The 16,083-nt window shown below is 64.4% G+C and carries 15 protein-coding genes; 8 read left to right on the top strand and 7 right to left on the bottom strand.

All coding sequences use genetic code 11. The annotated features are described in order from the left end of the window. Nucleotides 1–3: 3 nt before the first annotated feature. The 8 genes from ABZ728_RS01260 (at nucleotide 4) to ABZ728_RS01225 (ending at nucleotide 9,203) form a co-directional block, all read left to right on the top strand. Nucleotides 4–2,586, top strand: coding sequence for a helicase-related protein (locus tag ABZ728_RS01260; protein ID WP_366653766.1), 2,583 nt, complete (start codon nucleotides 4–6; stop codon nucleotides 2,584–2,586). Then, complete coding sequence (locus ABZ728_RS01255; RefSeq protein WP_366653765.1) at nucleotides 2,583–3,083, top strand: RNA-binding S4 domain-containing protein; 501 nt, start codon at nucleotides 2,583–2,585, stop codon at nucleotides 3,081–3,083. The genes ABZ728_RS01260 and ABZ728_RS01255 overlap by 4 nt, the downstream gene beginning before the upstream one ends. A gap of 143 nt (nucleotides 3,084–3,226) precedes the next feature. After that, nucleotides 3,227–3,694 (top strand): TerB family tellurite resistance protein, encoded by a 468-nt coding sequence (locus tag ABZ728_RS01250; RefSeq protein ID WP_366653764.1) that lies wholly within the window; start codon nucleotides 3,227–3,229, stop codon nucleotides 3,692–3,694. 58 nt (nucleotides 3,695–3,752) lie between these two features. Further along, nucleotides 3,753–4,091: a ferredoxin FdxA gene (gene fdxA, locus ABZ728_RS01245; RefSeq protein WP_366653763.1), complete on the top strand. Its 339-nt coding sequence runs from the start codon at nucleotides 3,753–3,755 to the stop codon at nucleotides 4,089–4,091. 348 nt (nucleotides 4,092–4,439) lie between these two features. Then, nucleotides 4,440–4,949 carry a CarD family transcriptional regulator gene (locus tag ABZ728_RS01240; protein WP_366654337.1) on the top strand — a complete coding sequence of 170 codons (510 nt, stop codon included), beginning with the start codon at nucleotides 4,440–4,442 and terminating at the stop codon, nucleotides 4,947–4,949. A 391-nt stretch (nucleotides 4,950–5,340) separates the two neighbouring features. Next, nucleotides 5,341–6,135: a hypothetical protein gene (locus tag ABZ728_RS01235; RefSeq protein ID WP_366653762.1), complete on the top strand. Its 795-nt coding sequence runs from the start codon at nucleotides 5,341–5,343 to the stop codon at nucleotides 6,133–6,135. A gap of 228 nt (nucleotides 6,136–6,363) precedes the next feature. Beyond that, nucleotides 6,364–7,245 carry an RNA polymerase factor sigma-32 gene (locus tag ABZ728_RS01230; RefSeq protein ID WP_366653761.1) on the top strand — a complete coding sequence of 294 codons (882 nt, stop codon included), beginning with the start codon at nucleotides 6,364–6,366 and terminating at the stop codon, nucleotides 7,243–7,245. A 329-nt stretch (nucleotides 7,246–7,574) separates the two neighbouring features. Next, the gene (locus ABZ728_RS01225) at nucleotides 7,575–9,203 is read left to right on the top strand and encodes a methyl-accepting chemotaxis protein (protein ID WP_366653760.1); all 1,629 of its coding nucleotides are present in this window, start codon (nucleotides 7,575–7,577) and stop codon (nucleotides 9,201–9,203) included. Between the two features lie 416 nt (nucleotides 9,204–9,619). Here the strand turns inward: ABZ728_RS01225 and ABZ728_RS01220 are convergent, their stop codons facing one another. The 7 genes from ABZ728_RS01220 to ccmD all read right to left on the bottom strand — a co-directional run bounded on the left by ABZ728_RS01220 (nucleotide 9,620) and on the right by ccmD (nucleotide 15,586). After that, nucleotides 9,620–10,009 carry a hypothetical protein gene (locus ABZ728_RS01220; RefSeq protein WP_366653759.1) on the bottom strand — a complete coding sequence of 130 codons (390 nt, stop codon included), beginning with the start codon at nucleotides 10,007–10,009 and terminating at the stop codon, nucleotides 9,620–9,622. Between the two features lie 231 nt (nucleotides 10,010–10,240). After that, nucleotides 10,241–11,632 carry a c-type cytochrome biogenesis protein CcmI gene (ccmI, locus tag ABZ728_RS01215; protein ID WP_366653758.1) on the bottom strand — a complete coding sequence of 464 codons (1,392 nt, stop codon included), beginning with the start codon at nucleotides 11,630–11,632 and terminating at the stop codon, nucleotides 10,241–10,243. Continuing rightward, nucleotides 11,629–12,243 carry a cytochrome c-type biogenesis protein gene (locus tag ABZ728_RS01210; RefSeq protein WP_366653756.1) on the bottom strand — a complete coding sequence of 205 codons (615 nt, stop codon included), beginning with the start codon at nucleotides 12,241–12,243 and terminating at the stop codon, nucleotides 11,629–11,631. The genes ccmI and ABZ728_RS01210 overlap by 4 nt, the downstream gene beginning before the upstream one ends. Beyond that, a complete protein-coding gene (locus ABZ728_RS01205; protein ID WP_366653754.1) occupies nucleotides 12,240–12,824 on the bottom strand; it encodes a DsbE family thiol:disulfide interchange protein in 585 nt (194 codons plus the stop codon). Before ABZ728_RS01205 ends, ABZ728_RS01210 begins: the two co-directional genes overlap by 4 nt. 2 nt (nucleotides 12,825–12,826) lie before the next feature. Beyond that, a complete protein-coding gene (locus ABZ728_RS01200; RefSeq protein ID WP_366653753.1) occupies nucleotides 12,827–14,863 on the bottom strand; it encodes a heme lyase CcmF/NrfE family subunit in 2,037 nt (678 codons plus the stop codon). Next, nucleotides 14,860–15,375 (bottom strand): cytochrome c maturation protein CcmE, encoded by a 516-nt coding sequence (ccmE, locus tag ABZ728_RS01195; RefSeq protein WP_366653751.1) that lies wholly within the window; start codon nucleotides 15,373–15,375, stop codon nucleotides 14,860–14,862. The genes ABZ728_RS01200 and ccmE overlap by 4 nt, the downstream gene beginning before the upstream one ends. Beyond that, nucleotides 15,365–15,586, bottom strand: a complete 222-nt coding sequence (gene ccmD / locus ABZ728_RS01190; protein ID WP_366653750.1) for a heme exporter protein CcmD — start codon at nucleotides 15,584–15,586, stop codon at nucleotides 15,365–15,367. The genes ccmE and ccmD overlap by 11 nt, the downstream gene beginning before the upstream one ends. Nucleotides 15,587–16,083 lie beyond the last annotated feature (497 nt).

The raw sequence follows: 16,083 nt of genomic DNA, 5'->3' as shown, positions 1-16,083 counted from the left end.
AGTATGAGGGCCTTCGATGATACGCCGCCGGTCACTGCCGTTCTCGGGCCGACAAATACCGGCAAGACGCATCTCGCAATAGAGCGGATGCTCGGACACCCGACGGGCATGATCGGCTTTCCCCTGCGCCTGCTCGCGCGTGAAAACTACGACCGAATCGCGAAAATCAAGGGCCGTACCCGCGTCGCCCTGATTACGGGCGAAGAGCGCATCATTCCGCTCAATCCCTGCTATTTCGTCTGCACCGTGGAAAGCATGCCGGTCGACCGCCCGGTTCATTTTCTTGCCGTTGACGAAATCCAGCTCGCCGCCGATCCCGAACGTGGCCATATTTTCACCGACCGATTGCTTCACGCGCGGGGACTGGACGAGACGATGTTTCTCGGGGCCGAGACCATACGGCCCCTGATCCGCCGGCTGGTGCCTGGAGCCAGGTTCATCCAACGGCCCCGATTCTCGGTGCTGAGCTATACCGGCTACCACAAGCTGACCCGCTTGCCCCGGCGCTCGGCGGTCGTCACGTTCTCGGCGACGGATGTCTATCGCACGGCCGAAATGCTGCGCCGCCAGCGGGGCGGCACCGCGGTCGTGCTGGGCGCCCTCAGCCCCCGGACGCGCAATGCCCAGGTCGAAATGTACCAGTCCGGCGACGTGGACTATCTGGTCGCCACCGATGCGATCGGGATGGGGCTGAACATGGACATCGATCATGTCGCGTTCGCCCGGCTCTCGAAATTCGACGGGCGCAAGCCGCGCGACCTGACGGCACCTGAAATCGCGCAGATCGCCGGGCGGGCGGGCAGGCATATGGCCGACGGCACGTTCGGCACAACTGCCGACGCGTCGGCCATGGCCGAGGACAGCATCAACCGGGTGGAGAATCACGAATTCCCGGCGCTGGAAAGCCTGTGGTGGCGCAACAAGGATCTGGATTTCCGGGGACCGCGCGCATTGCTGAAGTCGCTGGAACGCCAGCCGCCGGAAAAAATTCTGCGGCGGGTCCGCGATGCCGACGATCATCGCGCACTGGCGGCCCTGGCCGGTCAGGACGCCGTTGCCGCCCGTGCCCGGTCGATTGCCGATACCCGGCTGTTGTGGGAGATCTGCCAGGTACCGGATTTCCGTAAAACGCTCTCTGACAGCCACACCAGGCTGCTCGGACGCCTTTTCGATCAACTGACCTCCGACCGTGGGCAACTTGACCCCGACTGGATGGCGACGCATATCCGGCGCCTTGACCGCACCGACGGCGATATTGACGCCTTGATGAGCCGGCTGGCCTCGATCCGCACCTGGACCTATGTGTCGCACCGGCCGGACTGGGTCGACGACAGTGCCGGGTGGCAGGCGATGACCCGCACGATCGAGGACCGGCTCAGCGACGTGCTGCACGAACGCCTGACTCAGCGCTTTGTCGACCGCCGCTCTGCCATCCTCGTCAAGTCGCTGGAAGGTGGCGGCGATATGCTGAGTGCCGTCCGCGCCAATGGCGAAGTCATCGTCGAGGGCGAGTATATCGGCATGATCAACGGGTTCGACTTCGACCCCGATCCGACCGCCCATCCCGACGATGTCAAATCGCTCATGACGGCGGCGCGACGGGTCCTGCGCGACGAGATCGCAAGGCGGGTTGCGGCGCTAGAACAGGACAGCGACGACGCCTTCGTGCTGCGCCCGGATAATACCGTGTCCTGGCGCGGCGGCTCCGTCGCGCGCCTCAGGGCCGGCGAAACGCCGCTGACACCGCGCGTCGCGGCCTATCAGGGAACGCTGGTCGAGACGGGCCAGCGCGACCGCATTGCCGCCCGTGTCCAAAGCGCAATTCACCGCCAGATCGGCGTCCGGCTGCGTGCGCTGACCAATCTGAACGAACCGGGTTTCACGCAGTCGCTGGCCGGTCCGGCCCGCGGTATCGCGTTTCAACTGGTCGAGGGCCTGGGCGTTCTCCCGCGGCCGGGCGTTGCGGATCTCGTTGCGGCCCTTTCCGCGCCCGATCGCCGGCGCCTGCAGTCCGCAGGCGTGCGCATCGGCGGCTGGCACATATACCTGCCGAGCATGCTCAAGCCCGGACCGCTGGCACTGCGCGCGCAGCTTCTGTCGGTCCATCGCGGCCTGCCCCTGGCCGACGGCCTGCCCGCCGGTGGTGCGCAATCGATCAGGATCGGCGGCACGTCGCCATCGCTTTGGTCGGCCGTCGGATTCGAGCCGGTCGGCGCCATCGCATTGCGTATCGATCGGCTCGACGCGATCGACCGCGATCTGCGCAACCGGCAGGAGCCGTTCGCGTTGGCGCCGGAGATCGCGTCGCTGGCCGGATTGTCGGTTGACGCCCTGCCGGCGATTGCATCTGCGCTGGGGTATCGACGCGAGGCCGACGGAACCCGTGGGCCGGACGACGGCGGTGGTGTCGTGCGCTGGCGCCGCATCCGGCGCCGCCGCAAGGCCAAGGTGTCGGGCGGTCAGGAGCGGTCCGAAACCGCGAATGCAACACCCGCACGCCGGCGCGAGCGCCGGAACCTCGCCGATGACAGCCCGTTTGCGGCGCTGAGGACATTGGCGCGCGGTGGCGCCGGGGGGGAGGCATGACGGGCGGCGATACCTGGCGCCCAGCTCCTGACCAGGCTCCTGACCCCGCTCCCGATCCGGCCCCCGGCCCCGATCAGGTGCCAGCTGCGGTTGCGGGCCCGGTTGCGAATACGGCCGAAGGCGTGCAGAGACTGGATATCTGGCTTCATCACGCGCGCTTCTTCAAAACGCGCAGTCTGGCGGCAAAGATCGTCAAGGGTGGCGGCGTGCGGGTCGACGGCACGGTCATGGCCAAGGCGCACTGGCAGGTCAGGCCCGGCCAGGTCCTGACATTCGTGCAGGGGACCCATGTTCGTGTCGTGCGGGTCGTCGCGCTGCCGGCACGACGCGGCCCGGCACCGGAAGCGGCCCTGTCCTATGACGATCTGTCGCCGCCGAGTGCCGATAACGCCCTGCCGCGAAGCGACGCAGGGCCGGGCGGGCGGGCATCGGGCGCGGGGCGGCCAACGAAGCGCGACCGCCGCCGCGTGGACGCCTTTACAGGCCGCGACGGCTGATGGCGTCTGGGCCCATTGATGCATGCCGTCAGTCGACAAGGGCGATTGAGCGCGCTCCCATTTACCGGCGCCCCTTGTTCTTTGGCCCTTATCCACAAATCTAGCGTGGTTGAATTGAACGATGTCGAGTGGTAGGCCACGTCATGCTCAATCGAATCAAAGATTTCTTCACCGCCCGGTCGGCAGCACCGGCTGACGGCGATGCGCACAGCGACGAGGAGCTGCGTCTGGCAGCGGCGGCCCTTATGGTCGAGGCCGCGCAGATGGATGACAGCCTTGAGGCTGGCGAACGGGACCGGATCGTCGAACTCGTGAAATGGCGATTCGCGCTGACCGAGGACGAGGGCCGCCATCTCGTTGACCGCGCCGAGAAAGCCGTGAAGACAAGCGTACAGCATCACGGTTTCGTCTCCACTATCGTCAAGGCCTTCTCCCACGAGGAACGGGTCCAACTGGTGGAAATGCTGTGGGACATCGCCTATACCGACGGCGAGCTCCATGACATGGAAGCAGCCTTGTTGCGGCGGATTTCAGGCTTGCTGCACGTTACCGACCAGGAAAGCGGTGCTGCACGAAAGCGTGCCATAGCGGCGCATGGTTTGTCGGATTGAGTGGTCGATTGCGGTGCGCGGACCCCATCGAAGGGTGCGCACTCTAGAAGGAGGCAAGATGCCATACGTCGTTATGGAAGCATGCGTGCGATGCAAATATACGGATTGTGTCGAGGTCTGCCCGGTGGATTGTTTCTACGAGGGCGAGAACATGCTTGTTATTCACCCGGACGAGTGCATCGATTGTGGCGTCTGTGAACCGGAATGCCCCGTTGATGCAATAAAGCCGGATACCGAGCCGGGGGCGGAGCAATGGCTGGAATTCAACCGGCAATATTCGGAACAATGGCCGAATATCACCATGCACAAGGATGCTCCCGAAGACGCCGATGAATGGGCGAAGGTCCAGGAGAAGTTCAAGGAGCATTTTCGACCCGCTCCCGGAGAAGGCGACTGAGCGTTACTCGCCGTCCGTTGGCATTGCGCCACGCTGTATCCTGATCTGCAAAAAAAGCGAAACATATCGGCGGGCCGGACTTTCGTTCCATCCCCATTTGGTGTATGATACGGATTGCAGCATACGCTGCGGCGACGCATTTTACTCCAGACGGAACGCCGCCTAGCTCAGGTTGCCCTCGAAACGGATTTTCGGGGGTAACTTTTTGTCGGACGCCTGTTTTTCCCGGGGGTCGGCGAACGGTACGGAACGCGTCAAACGCTTTAAGTCATGGCCGAACGGCAACGCCGGGGCGACCTGCACGACCGATGGCGTTTCGGCCTTAACAGAGTGGAGCATTTCGGCTACATGGCGCAACAACAACTGAAGACTTCGTACGAAGTTGGCGACTACGTTGTTTATCCGGCTCATGGGGTCGGACGTATTTCCAGCATCGAAACGCATAAGGTCGGTGACTTGGCGGTGGAGCTTTATGCGATCGCCTTCGAGAAGGATCGTATGACGCTTAAGGTGCCGACGGCCAAGGCGGAAAAATCGGGTCTGCGGCGCCTGTCGTCCAAGGACCGCATCAAGACGGCCATGGACACGTTGCGCGGTCGCTCGCGCATACGCCGTACCATGTGGTCGCGTCGCGCCCAGGAATACGAAGCCAAGATCAATTCCGGCGATCCGATCTCCATCGCCGAGGTCGTTCGCGATCTGCACCGAAGCACCGATCAGCCCGAGCAGTCGTACAGCGAACGGCAAATTTATCAGGCCGCGCTTGAGCGGCTGGCTCGCGAACTTGCGGCTGTCGAGAAGATCGACGAACGCAAGGCGACCGAGCGGCTGGAGCAGGTACTTCTCAAGGCAGCGTAGAACGTGCGCGCCGGGCGGTGGCCGGCCACGGTCCAGTTGAGGCATCGTAACGAGGGGGGCAAACATGCTCCCCTTTTCTTTGTCTGACAGGTTTGGTCGTGGGTGAGCCGCTTTGCGAGTTGCCGACACAGCCCCCGATCGCCCGGCCGGCAGGGCGCAGGCGGAACCGCCGGACGGTCTTGATCCGAATACCTGCGACTATCGCACAATATCACACCATTCCGGCTTTGCCGGGACAGACGCAATCCTTTACTGTCGTTAAGGATTGGGCCGGCCGGCGCCCAAACCGGTTGCGGGTTATACCTGGCCAATCGGGGTCGGCGACTGGGCCAGATAATGGGAGAAATCCACCGATCCCGGTGGAATGCTTCCCCATCGAAGAGGACGGGCATTGACGCCGGATAGCGACAAATTCGCAAGATTGGGACGGCCCTTCCGGGTCTGGGCGATCTCGGCCATTCATTGCGACGTCGCGCGGTTGACGGCCCTTCACGATCATGTCTGGCCATTGATCCGGCCGGGCGACCGTGTCGTCTATCTCGGTAACATGATCGGGCGCGGTCCGGCGCTGTTCGAAACCATTCATGAACTTCTGACGTTCCGACGCGCCCTGATCGCGCTTCCGGGAATGCTGGCAAGCGACGTGGTTTATCTGCGCGGGACGCAGGAGGAAATGTGGCAGAAGCTGCTGCAGCTGCAGTTTGCGCCCAATCCTGCTGACGTGCTGACCTGGATGCTGGACCAGGGGGTGGCGCCGACTTTGCGTGCCTATGGCGGCAGTCCGGACAATGGCCTGGCCGCTGCGCGGGACGGGGCGGTGCAGCTCACCCGCTGGACGAACGACCTTCGGCAGACCATGCGCCATGCACCCGGGCACACGTCTCTGTTCAGCGCTTTGCGGCGGGCCGCATTCGACGACAGTAATACGCTCCTTTTCGTGTCGGCAGGATTGGACCCCCAGCGGCCGCTCGCGGCCCAGGGCGACAGCTTCTGGTGGGGCGCGCGCGGCTTCAGCGCCATTACCGACCCCTATGAGGGGTTCATCCGGATCGTCCGGGGTTTCGACCCGAACGGCGGCGGCATCGACGTCTCCGAAGTCACGGCCAGCCTTGACGGCGGGGCGGGTACAGTCATATGCGCCAAAGTCGAATCCGACGGCACCGTCAGCGACATCATGGAAGTCTAGTCCGGCCCGGAACGGCCTGACGGCCTGGGTGGGCTGCTACCGACCGTCCGCGTGAGGGAACAATCGTCGACCGGCCGCGTTCGACTCCGACTGCCTTTGATCCCCTTGAAGAAATTTCAAGGGCTGGTGATCCGGGCCCGGCACGCCTCCGTAAACAATTGCACGAGGCTGCGCCCGCATCGAGCCGGGTCAAGCAGGCTTGATGCGATTAGCTCGGAGAGGCTGGACATGGCGTATATCGACGATCCCGAAACCCAGAGGGCCAATCTGCGGTATATCCGCAGTTCCATGAACGAGCCCCTGTTGACGCGCGATCACGAGTTCGAACTGGCGACGCGCTGGCGGGTCCAGAACGACGAGAAGGCCCTCCACGAAATGGTGCGCGCCTATGCCCGCCTCGTGGTCTCAACCGCTTCCCGCTTTCGCAATTACGGCCTGCCGATGGGCGATCTGGTCCAGGAGGGCAATGTCGGACTGATGCAGGCCGCGGCCCGGTTCGAGCCGGAACGCGATGTCCGTTTTTCGACCTATGCCGCCTGGTGGATTCGCTCCGCCATGCAGGATTACATTCTCCGCAACTGGTCGATCGTCCGGACCGGCACGACCGCCGCCCAGAAGTCGCTGTTCTTCAATCTTCGACGCTTGCGCGCCAGGATCGAGGATGCCTCGTCGACGCGTCTGACCGACGACGGCCGTCGCTGGATTGCCCAGCAACTCAATGTCGATATCAGCGACGTCGAATCCATGGAAATGCGCATGTCGGGCCATGATCAGTCGCTCAACACGGCCATTTCGGACGGCAGCGAGGATGACTGGCAGGGGTTTCTGGCGGACGAGCGGCCAACGCCGGAAGCGGTCGTCATCGGCATGCGCGACAGTCAATCGCGATCGCGATGGTTGGCCGAGGCCATCGGCGAGTTGTCGCCGCGTGAACAGAAAATAATCCGTCAACGTCGGCTTGCGGACGAGGGTGCAACACTTGAAGAACTGGGCCGGGAACTGGGTGTGAGCAAGGAGCGGGTGCGTCAGCTGGAGCACCGTGCCTTGCAAAAGCTCAGGCAGGCAATGACACGACATGTCGACAATCCTGCGGAACTTATGGTTGAATAAATTGGCGGAAAAATGCTCGGAAAATGCTTACGCGATTTGATTCTTCCTGGCGGTATGCCAGTGTCAGGTTCGGCTCATGCCGATTTTACTTGTCACAGTAGAAAATGTTGAGAAGTTATGATTTGAACCTTTCTCCCATCCGGGAAGATTAATTCCGGACTGAGTCGAATAAATTTATATATCTCGACAGAGTTTCGCGGAATTTACGCTTTCGTAACCGTTGTCTCTTATCTTCCCTCTCGGAATTTTGGATCCGGAGAAGACTGATGGGACTTCAGAACATTAGACTCGTATATAAGATATTGCTCATAGTCGCAATGATGTCGCTGGTGGCGGGCATTCTCAGCATCGCATCCGTATGGTCCCTGGCCACGGTTCACGAGACGACAGAGCGCATGGACCGCCTTTCGACCGAAAGCCTGCTGGCCTCTCGGACAACGACAGCTTTGGTGTCTCTGAACCGCGCCGAGTATGGGATCGCCGCCGAGCCTACGTCGGAAACCGTTGCAGACTATCGCGCCGCGATCGAGACCGAGTATGCCCGGATTCAGGATCGGCTCGACGGGATCGAATCTCTGGCCGGGCCGGGACGGCAGGATGAGCTTCGAGATATCCGAACGCATCTCAACCGATACTTCGAGGCCGTGCAGACCACTTTCGACCAGGCGGAGGCACAGGGAGTTGACGGCGCGGCGGCGGTGCTGGCGACTGTACGCAACAATCGCGAGATCGCCGCTCTGGCACGCGACAGCCTGAGCGCCTATGCCCTCGACACCGACAGTCTCGTCAACGACCTCGAAGCCGAATCGGCGGAGATCTACGCGCTCGCGCGTACCGTCATATTTGCTCTGGCAATACTCGGCATATTCGCCGGCGTCGCCATCTCGATCTCGATCGCGCATTTCGGCGTCACCCGCCCACTTGCCGGCACGGTTCGGGGGCTAAAGCGTCTGGCCGACAACGATCTGACACTGAAAATCGCGGGCGACGAGCGCGGCGACGAGGTGGGCGATATTGCCCGCGCCATGGTCGTCTTCCGCGACAGCATGGCGAAATCGGAACGGCTGGAAGCTGAATCCGCCGAAAAGGAAAGAATCGCCGAGGAACGGGAACGCCAGGCGATGAACAGGATGGCCGATTCCTTTGAATCAACGGTATCGACCATCGTCCAGGGCGTCTCCGCCGGCGCCGAACAACTCCGGTCCAACGCGGAATCGCTGTCGGCCAATGCCACCCAGACGACCCAGCGGGTCATGACGATGTCGAACGCGTCGGAAGACGCCACCCAGAATGTTGAGGGCGTAGCCGCGGCGGCGGAGCAGTTGAGCGGCGCGATCGGCGAGATCAATCGCCAGATCAATGCCAGTTCCGAACTGGCCAGGGGGGCGGTCGCGGAAACGGAACAGACGAACGAAACGCTGGCTACCCTGTCGACGTCGGCGCAGCGCATCGGCGATGTCGTCAAGCTGATCCAGGACATCGCCGAACAGACCAATCTGCTGGCGCTGAATGCAACGATCGAAGCCGCGCGGGCCGGTGAGGCCGGCAAGGGATTCGCCGTCGTCGCCAGCGAGGTCAAGAACCTTGCCAATCAGACCGCCAAAGCTACCGAAGAGATCAGCAAACAGATCAGCGAGATGCAGGCGGTCAGCGAAGATGCGGTAAACGCCGTCGCCGGGATCGGAAACACGGTGGTTTCGATCAACGAAAACGTTACTGCCGTTGCGACTGCTGCCGAGGAGCAGTCGGCGGCGACGAATGAAATTTCGCGCAACGTTCAGCAGGCTGCCGACGGTACCCGGGCTGTTTCCAGCAATATCGGCGATGTCCGCGCCGCCGCCGACGATACCGGTAATACGGCAAGGGACGTTCTCGATGCTTCGTCCGAACTCAGCCGCAAAGCCACCCAACTAAGCCAGGAAATGGAGAAGTTCGTGGCGTCGATCCGCGCGGCATAGCCGCGCGGTCGCCTTTCATCCGACCGCGGTGAGGGGACCTTTCGGCGCGTTCTCACTGCGCAACCAATATTTGCGCTACGGGGCCCGTTTCGTCAATGGACGGCCCCGTTCGCGTTGGAAGACCTGATTCATCTGCCAAACGCCCGTTCAGCGGCGCCGTTCGCACAGAGGTGCGGGTTTCGAGCAGCCGCAGGCTCTGGAATTGGGCGATGTCGTTGGGGCATTGAAGTTGGTGCCGACGAAATTTTCGGCTGCGTGGCTATCCGGGATTCACTTGCGAAGCTGATGGGGATCATCGGAATCCGGATTCGTGGCAGCCCAATCGAGGCAGGCGATCAAGCAATCTCTTGCAAGGTGCTCGGCTATTGCGCGCGTTTGAGACCAATCATTGGCCAATTTCTCGTTGTTTCCATGGATCATTCGGCTGCGACCGCCACTATCACGACAAACTCGTGAATATCGCCGACCGCCGCGAATGTGTCGGCCCAATTCAGGAGCTCAATCTCCCATTCATCCGGACTGATATGCGGACCAGAGGGAGCGTACGACCACATTGAATGCACCGATAAGGACTCTTCGGGAACATGACTTAGAAATTCGCGACGGTGCGGCTGGCGGTCGAAGGCCAGATTGATGCGGCTGAGCGCTCTTGATGGCGTTTTCCAAATGAGGGCAATGGCCGCAGTAGCGAGCCTTGTGGCCGTCAGCGATTTCTCTCGCCCTGCCTCAGCGCCCAACTCGCGGGTCGTTAAGCGGCACACGAAATGACAATCATCGATGGCGCTGATCACGTCGGATTCATTCATGCTGTCGACGCATGATTTTCGTTTTCGCAGTTTATGACCCTGCCATGCCCGCTCAATCCGCCTTCGAGATAGCTCCGAAATACCGTTTCCCTTGTGCTTGCGCTCGAGCCAATCGTGCCTGGGTTCAAAGTGAACCCGGCCGACGGAATATGGTTTAAAGTCGCCTTGCCCGAACACGGTACATCCGATTTAACCCCATTTTTGAAACTTGCAGACTGCCCTGCCGTCCTTCTACTCCCGCCCCAACCGCTCGCGCAGCAGGGCGGCGGCCGGGCTGTCGGGTGGGATGGTTTCGAGGAGGCGGTTCCAGTGGCGGGTGGCGGTGGCCATGTCGCCGTCCTGTTCCGCCGCGACGCCCAGAAACCACAGCGCGCGGTCGTTGTCGGGGTCGAGTTCGAGGATACGGCCCAGCACGTCCACGAACTCCGGGGTCATGAAGTTGGCCATGTCACCGTCATGCATCGCCATCAGGGCGCTGGCACGGGTTTCGAGCAGTTGCAGCCTCTGGTCGTCGGGCAAGCCGTCGGGCGCGTTGCGGTCGGCGGCGTTGAACGCCTCGGCGGCGCCTTCGAGGTCGCCCAGTTCGGCGCGCAGATCGCCGAGCCGGAACCACAGCGACAGGTCGCCGGGGGTTTCGGCGGTGGCGTCTTCCAGCGCATCGATGACCCGCACCGCTGTTGCCGGGTCGCGGGTCAGGGTTTCGGTATTCTGTCCGGCGGCCGGTTGCGGGTCGGGCATGACCGTGTCGATATTGGCGCCGATCCGTTGCGCGGTCCGCGTAATCTGGCTCCGCACCATGGCCAGCCATGGCGCGTCGGCGGGCGTGCCGGCGGCGAGATCGACCCAGCGATCCAGCGCGCCTTCCAGATCGCCGGCCTGTTCGCGCCCCATGGCCAGGTAAAACCGGGCGCGCGGGTCGTTCGGTGCGGACTCCAGAGCTTGTTCGAACGCCAGCCGGGCTTCGCGCGTGACGATGCCGTCGTCGGCGTTCACGATCGCCTCGGCATAGAGGCTGGTGATATGCGGATCGCCCGACGACAGGTCGACGGCGCGCGCGAACGCATCGACCGCCCGGTCGTAGTCTTCCAGATCGGTGTGGAGCACCCCCAGTTTCAGCCAGCCGATCAGGTCGTCGGGGGCGTCTTCCAGCGCGGCTTCGAGCGTGCGGGCCTCTTCCAGCATTGCGATCCGGGCTTCGCGGTCGCCGACGTCACGGCCGGCGAGCGGCTGCGACGGCAAATCCGGCGAACCGGTCGGAACATAAAGGCCGAGCACCGCAATGGGCACCGCGATCGTCAGCACCATCGCCACGCGGCGTGCCCAGGGCGTGACCGGACCCTCTGCGGTCACCGTCTGACGCCCGCGCGCAAGGGCGAGCATGCGGCGGCTGATCTCGATCCGGCTGGCCTCGGCCTGCTGGTCGTCGAGCAGGCCGCGCGCCCGGTCGCGGTCAACCTCCGCGAGTTGTGCCCGGTAGACCTTGAGCGCGGCCGCCGTCGACGGATCATGGTCCGGATCCCCGGCCCCATCCACTCCATCCCGTGCGCTGCCGCGCATGAGCGGGCGCACCATCAGGGCGACGGCGAGCGCCGTTGCAACGGCGGCGACGATCCAGAACGTCATGATTTCTTCCCGGATCCCGAATTTCTGTGTCGTCCCCCGCCCGACGCATTCCGCCCCAACTCCTGGCCCGAATCCCGCCGCTTCTCCTCGCGGGCGAGCAGGGCGCCCAGCGCCGCCTGCTCATCCGGGGTCAGCGGCATCGAAGCATAGCGGTGAACATCACTGCCCCGGCCGTGCGGCCCCCCCATGCGCCGCCGTCGCAATACCAGCAGCGCCACGCCACCGGCGCCGGTCAGGGCGACGGCCACCGGCGCCAGCCACAATATCCAGGTGTTGGGCTGAAACGGCGGCCGCATCAGCACGAAATCGCCATAGCGTTCGGTGATATAGCCGATCACTTCCTCGTTCGTTCCACCGGCGGCGATCCGTTCGCGCACCAGACGCCGCATATCGCGGGCCAGCGGCGCCTCGCTGTCGTCGATGGTCTGGTTCTGGCAGACGACGCAGCGCAGGCTCTGTGCGATATCGCGGGCGCGCGCCTCCTGTTGCGGGTCCGCCAGCGGTTCGTCCAGACCCATCACGGCGCCGGTCACCGGCGCGGGTATGATCATGGCGAGCGCCAGCGACAGGGCGGCCAGCCTGAGGAATGCAGCAACGAGGCGTGGGGTCATGGGGCCATTTCTCCAGCGTCCGACACGCGGGTCTCGACGCCTCCATCCTGAAGCGCGCGAACCAGGGGGACCAGCGTGTCGCGGGCCACTTCCGCCGTCACGGCGCCGGTGTGGCGGTGGCGGATCCGGCCCTCGGCGTCGATCACGAAGGTTTCCGGCACGCCATGGACGCCCCATTCGACGCCGGCACGGCCATCCTCGTCGACGCCGATTGCGGTATAGGCGTCACCGTGCCGGGCCAGCCACGCGCGGGTGTCGGCCGGGGCGTCGCGATAGGCGATTCCGTAAAGCGGGATGTCCTCTTCCTCGGCCAGGCGGGTCAGGACCGGATGCTCGACCAGACAGGGCGCGCACCAACTGGCGAAGACGTTGAGCAGCACGACTTCGCCCGTGAACAGGTCGGTGTCGAAGCCGGGGGCGCCGTCGTGCAGGGGCGGCAGTTCGATCGCGGGCGCGGGCTCGTCCATGCGGGCATAGGGCACCGCCGACGGGTCGGAGCCGGTCAGGATCGGCACGGCAAAGGCAGCCGTCAGCAGCAGAAAGACGGCGATCGGCACGGCGACCAGAATGCGGCGGCTCATGCTTATTCCCCCGGCTGCGGGGCGGCGGCGGTTCCCCCGGAATCGCCCGGCGTTGGTCCGGGCCGGGAAGGCGGCGCGGCACTGGCGGAGCCACGGCTGCGGACGGCGATGCGCAGGCGCCGGTCGGCAAGGCTGCACAGGCCGCCGGCCACCATAATCAGCGCGCCCAGCCAGATCCAGATCACCATCGGATAGTGATGCACCCGCAAGGTCCAGCGGCCATCGTCATGGCCTTCGCCGATGACGGCATAGAGATCGGCCGAAAGGCGGGTGCGCAGGGCGACCTGCGTCGTGCCCATCTGCGCGACCGGATACCACCGCCGCTCGGGCGTCATCGTGTCGACCACCGTATCGCCGTCGCGCAGGGTCAGCGTCGCCCGGTCGGTGACATAGTTGGCGACCGGGCCGCTTTCGATGCCGTCGAAGGTGATATCATAGCCGGCAATCGATACCGTCTCGCCCGGTGCGACCCGTTGCGAGACTTCCTCCTGCCAGATGGTCGAAACCGTCATGCCCAGCACCATGACCCCGATTCCGGCATGGCCGAGCGCGGTTCCCCACGCGCCGCCCGGCAGGCCCGACAACCGCCGCAGCGAGTCCCGCGGCGACACCCGGCCCAGTTTTGCCCGCCCGGCGAGATCGGTCACCGAGCCCAGGATCGCCCACAGCGCCAGCGCCAGCCCCACCGCCGCCAGAACCGGCGCGCCGGTGGCGAAATACGCACCCGTCAGCGCCACGACGACGGTAATCGCGGCGGCGGCTTTCATCCGGCCGAGGACTCCGGCAAGATCGGCGCGTTTCCACGCCATCATCGGGGCGATCGCCATGGCCGCGACCAGCGGCACGGCCAGCGGAATGATCGTCGTGTTGAAAAAGGGCGGGCCGACCGTCACCCGGCCGCCGCCGACCACGTCCAGTATCAGCGGATAAAGCGTCCCGATCAGCACCGTCGCCGCCGCGGTCGACAGCAGCAGATTGTTCAACACCAGCGCCCCTTCGCGGCTGATCGGGGCGAACAGGCCGCCGGGTTCCAGCACCGGTGCGCGCAGGGCATAGAGCGTCAGCGACCCGCCGACGGCGATGCCCATCAGCAGCAGGATCAGCAACCCGCGATCGGGATCGAGGGCAAAGGCGTGAACGCTGGTCAGCACGCCGGAGCGCACCAGGAACGTGCCCAGCAGGCTGAGCGCGAAGGTCAGGATCGCCAGCAGGATCGTCCAGGATTTCAGCGCGTCGCGCCGTTCGACCACGATGGCGGAATGCAAAAGCGCGGTGCCGGTCAGCCATGGCATCAGGCTGGCGTTTTCCACGGGGTCCCAGAACCACCAGCCGCCCCAGCCCAGCGTGTAGTAGGCCCACCACGAGCCGCCCGCGACGCCGATGGTCAGCGCGGTCCAGGCCATCAGCGTCCACGGCCGCACCCAGCGGCCCCAGGCGGCGTCGACACGGCCTTCGATCAGGGCGGCGACGGCAAACGAGAACGCGATCGAGAACCCGACATAGCCGAGATAGAGGAACGGTGGATGAAAGGCGAGCCCCGGATCCTGCAGCAGCGGGTTCAGGTCCTGGCCGTCGATCGGCGGCGGATCGACCCGGTCGAACGGGTTCGAGGTCGCGATCATGAAGATCAGGAAGCCGACGCCGATCATGCCCTGCACGGCCAGCACCCGCGCGCGCAACGTTTCCGGCAGCGCGCCGCCGAACCACGCGACCATGGCGCCGAACAGGGCCAGGATCAGCACCCACAGCAGAAGCGACCCCTCGTGATTGCCCCAGACGCCGGTGATCTTGTACAGCAGCGGCTTGGCCGAATGGCTGTTCTGAACGACATTGACGACCGTGAAATCGCTGACCAGAAACGCCGCCGTCAGCGCGCCATAGGCAATCGCGATCGCGGCCAGTTGCACGGTCGCTGCCGCCGGACCGACGCCCATCATCGCGGTGTCGCGCCGGGCCGCGCCGATCAGCGGTACCCCCGATTGCACGATGGCCGCGACCAGCGCCAGGATCAGCATGAAATGGCCGGTTTCCCCGATCATGTGCCGCCGCCGTTCTCGACGGTTTCAGGGCCCCCGATCTCGGTCCCGCTCGCGCGCACCCGTTCGGCCTGCTGCAGGGCTTCGTGGACCTCCGGCGGCATGTAGTTTTCGTCGTGGCGGGCCAGGATCTCGTCGGCCTGGAAGGTGCCGTCGGCGCCGAGCCGGCCATGGGCGATCACGCCCTGCCCCTCGCGGAAAAGATCCGGCAGGATGCCCGAATAGACGACGGGGACCGCGTTTTCGGTGTCGGTGACCATGAACCGCACGGTGTCCTGCACGCCCGCGTCGGCGCCGTCGGTGATCTGCTCGACGCTGTCCTCGGCCACCAGACCGCCGATGCGAAAGCGCTGGCTTTCGGCCATCTCGCGGTCGCGCAGTTCCGTCGGGCTGTAAAAGAACAACAGGTTGTCCTGAAACGCGGTCAGCGACAGCGCAGCCGCCGCGCCCAGACCCAGCAGGCCCAAGCCGACGCCGATCATCCGCCGCTTCTTGCGCGACCGTCTAACCGCCATGTGCGGCTTCTCCCTTTGTCGGGCTGTCGCCCCGCTTGCTCGCCTCGGCGCCGTTCCGGTCCCGGCGCGATGTCCGGCCACTGGCGGCCCGCAGCGCCGCGACCGCCCGGTCGGCCAGATGCGCGCCGAACAGCGACGCCCCGGCCATCACGATCAGGACGACGGCCGCGACAGCATAAGCAGCCCATATGTATACGGCGTATTGATCCATCAACCCGCTTGTCCCGTCACCGTGCCATCCCGACCGGTTCTACCCCATCGGTGGCAACCGCCGAAACCCAAACCATTGTCGCAGGGCGGGGTTCCTTCACCGGATGCCATCCGAATGGTCAGCCCAAAGACCAGACTAAAGAAATTAGACGGGAATTCCATACGCCCGCGCCACGCGCACGGCCTGACCGGTGCCGCCCGAGGCACGACCGTCCGGTGTCCAACAGATGACGAATTCGGACGGGGTCGCAAGATCACCGCCCAGAACGATGCAGACATTGCGGGCATGAATGGCGCGGGCGGCGGGCGAACAGCGATGCCAGCCCGGATGATGCGCCGCCGCCTGGACATACGCAGACGATTCCCCGACCGCGAACACTGGGGCGAGGGTATACCACGCCCGATGCGAACGGTCAGGGTTCCGGCATCAATCACGGCGGTGCCCGCCGCTATGCGAGGGTTTCTGAGGCCCCCAGGGGCGGCTGTTTTACCACCTCC

The sequence above is a fragment of the Fodinicurvata sp. EGI_FJ10296 genome (genome assembly GCF_040712075.1).
In the GTDB taxonomy this organism is placed as follows: domain Bacteria; phylum Pseudomonadota; class Alphaproteobacteria; order DSM-16000; family Inquilinaceae; genus JBFCVL01.
Note: the sequence above shows the minus strand (reverse complement) of the source record. Positions and strands in the feature narration are given on the sequence as shown.

Bases quoted from the DNA above. Each gene is read 5' to 3' on its own strand.
- ABZ728_RS01260 (WP_366653766.1), top strand. From the start codon at position 4: ATGAGGGCCTTCGATGATACGCCGCCGGTCACTGCCGTTCTCGGGCCG.
- ABZ728_RS01255 (WP_366653765.1), top strand. From the start codon at position 2,583: ATGACGGGCGGCGATACCTGGCGCCCAGCTCCTGACCAGGCTCCTGAC.
- ABZ728_RS01250 (WP_366653764.1), top strand. From the start codon at position 3,227: ATGCTCAATCGAATCAAAGATTTCTTCACCGCCCGGTCGGCAGCACCG.
- fdxA (WP_366653763.1), top strand. From the start codon at position 3,753: ATGCCATACGTCGTTATGGAAGCATGCGTGCGATGCAAATATACGGAT.
- ABZ728_RS01240 (WP_366654337.1), top strand. From the start codon at position 4,440: ATGGCGCAACAACAACTGAAGACTTCGTACGAAGTTGGCGACTACGTT.
- ABZ728_RS01230 (WP_366653761.1), top strand. From the start codon at position 6,364: ATGGCGTATATCGACGATCCCGAAACCCAGAGGGCCAATCTGCGGTAT.
- ABZ728_RS01220 (WP_366653759.1), bottom strand. From the start codon at position 10,009: ATGAATGAATCCGACGTGATCAGCGCCATCGATGATTGTCATTTCGTG.
- ccmI (WP_366653758.1), bottom strand. From the start codon at position 11,632: ATGACGTTCTGGATCGTCGCCGCCGTTGCAACGGCGCTCGCCGTCGCC.
- ABZ728_RS01210 (WP_366653756.1), bottom strand. From the start codon at position 12,243: ATGACCCCACGCCTCGTTGCTGCATTCCTCAGGCTGGCCGCCCTGTCG.
- ABZ728_RS01205 (WP_366653754.1), bottom strand. From the start codon at position 12,824: ATGAGCCGCCGCATTCTGGTCGCCGTGCCGATCGCCGTCTTTCTGCTG.
- ABZ728_RS01200 (WP_366653753.1), bottom strand. From the start codon at position 14,863: ATGATCGGGGAAACCGGCCATTTCATGCTGATCCTGGCGCTGGTCGCG.
- ccmE (WP_366653751.1), bottom strand. From the start codon at position 15,375: ATGGCGGTTAGACGGTCGCGCAAGAAGCGGCGGATGATCGGCGTCGGC.
- ccmD (WP_366653750.1), bottom strand. From the start codon at position 15,586: ATGGATCAATACGCCGTATACATATGGGCTGCTTATGCTGTCGCGGCC.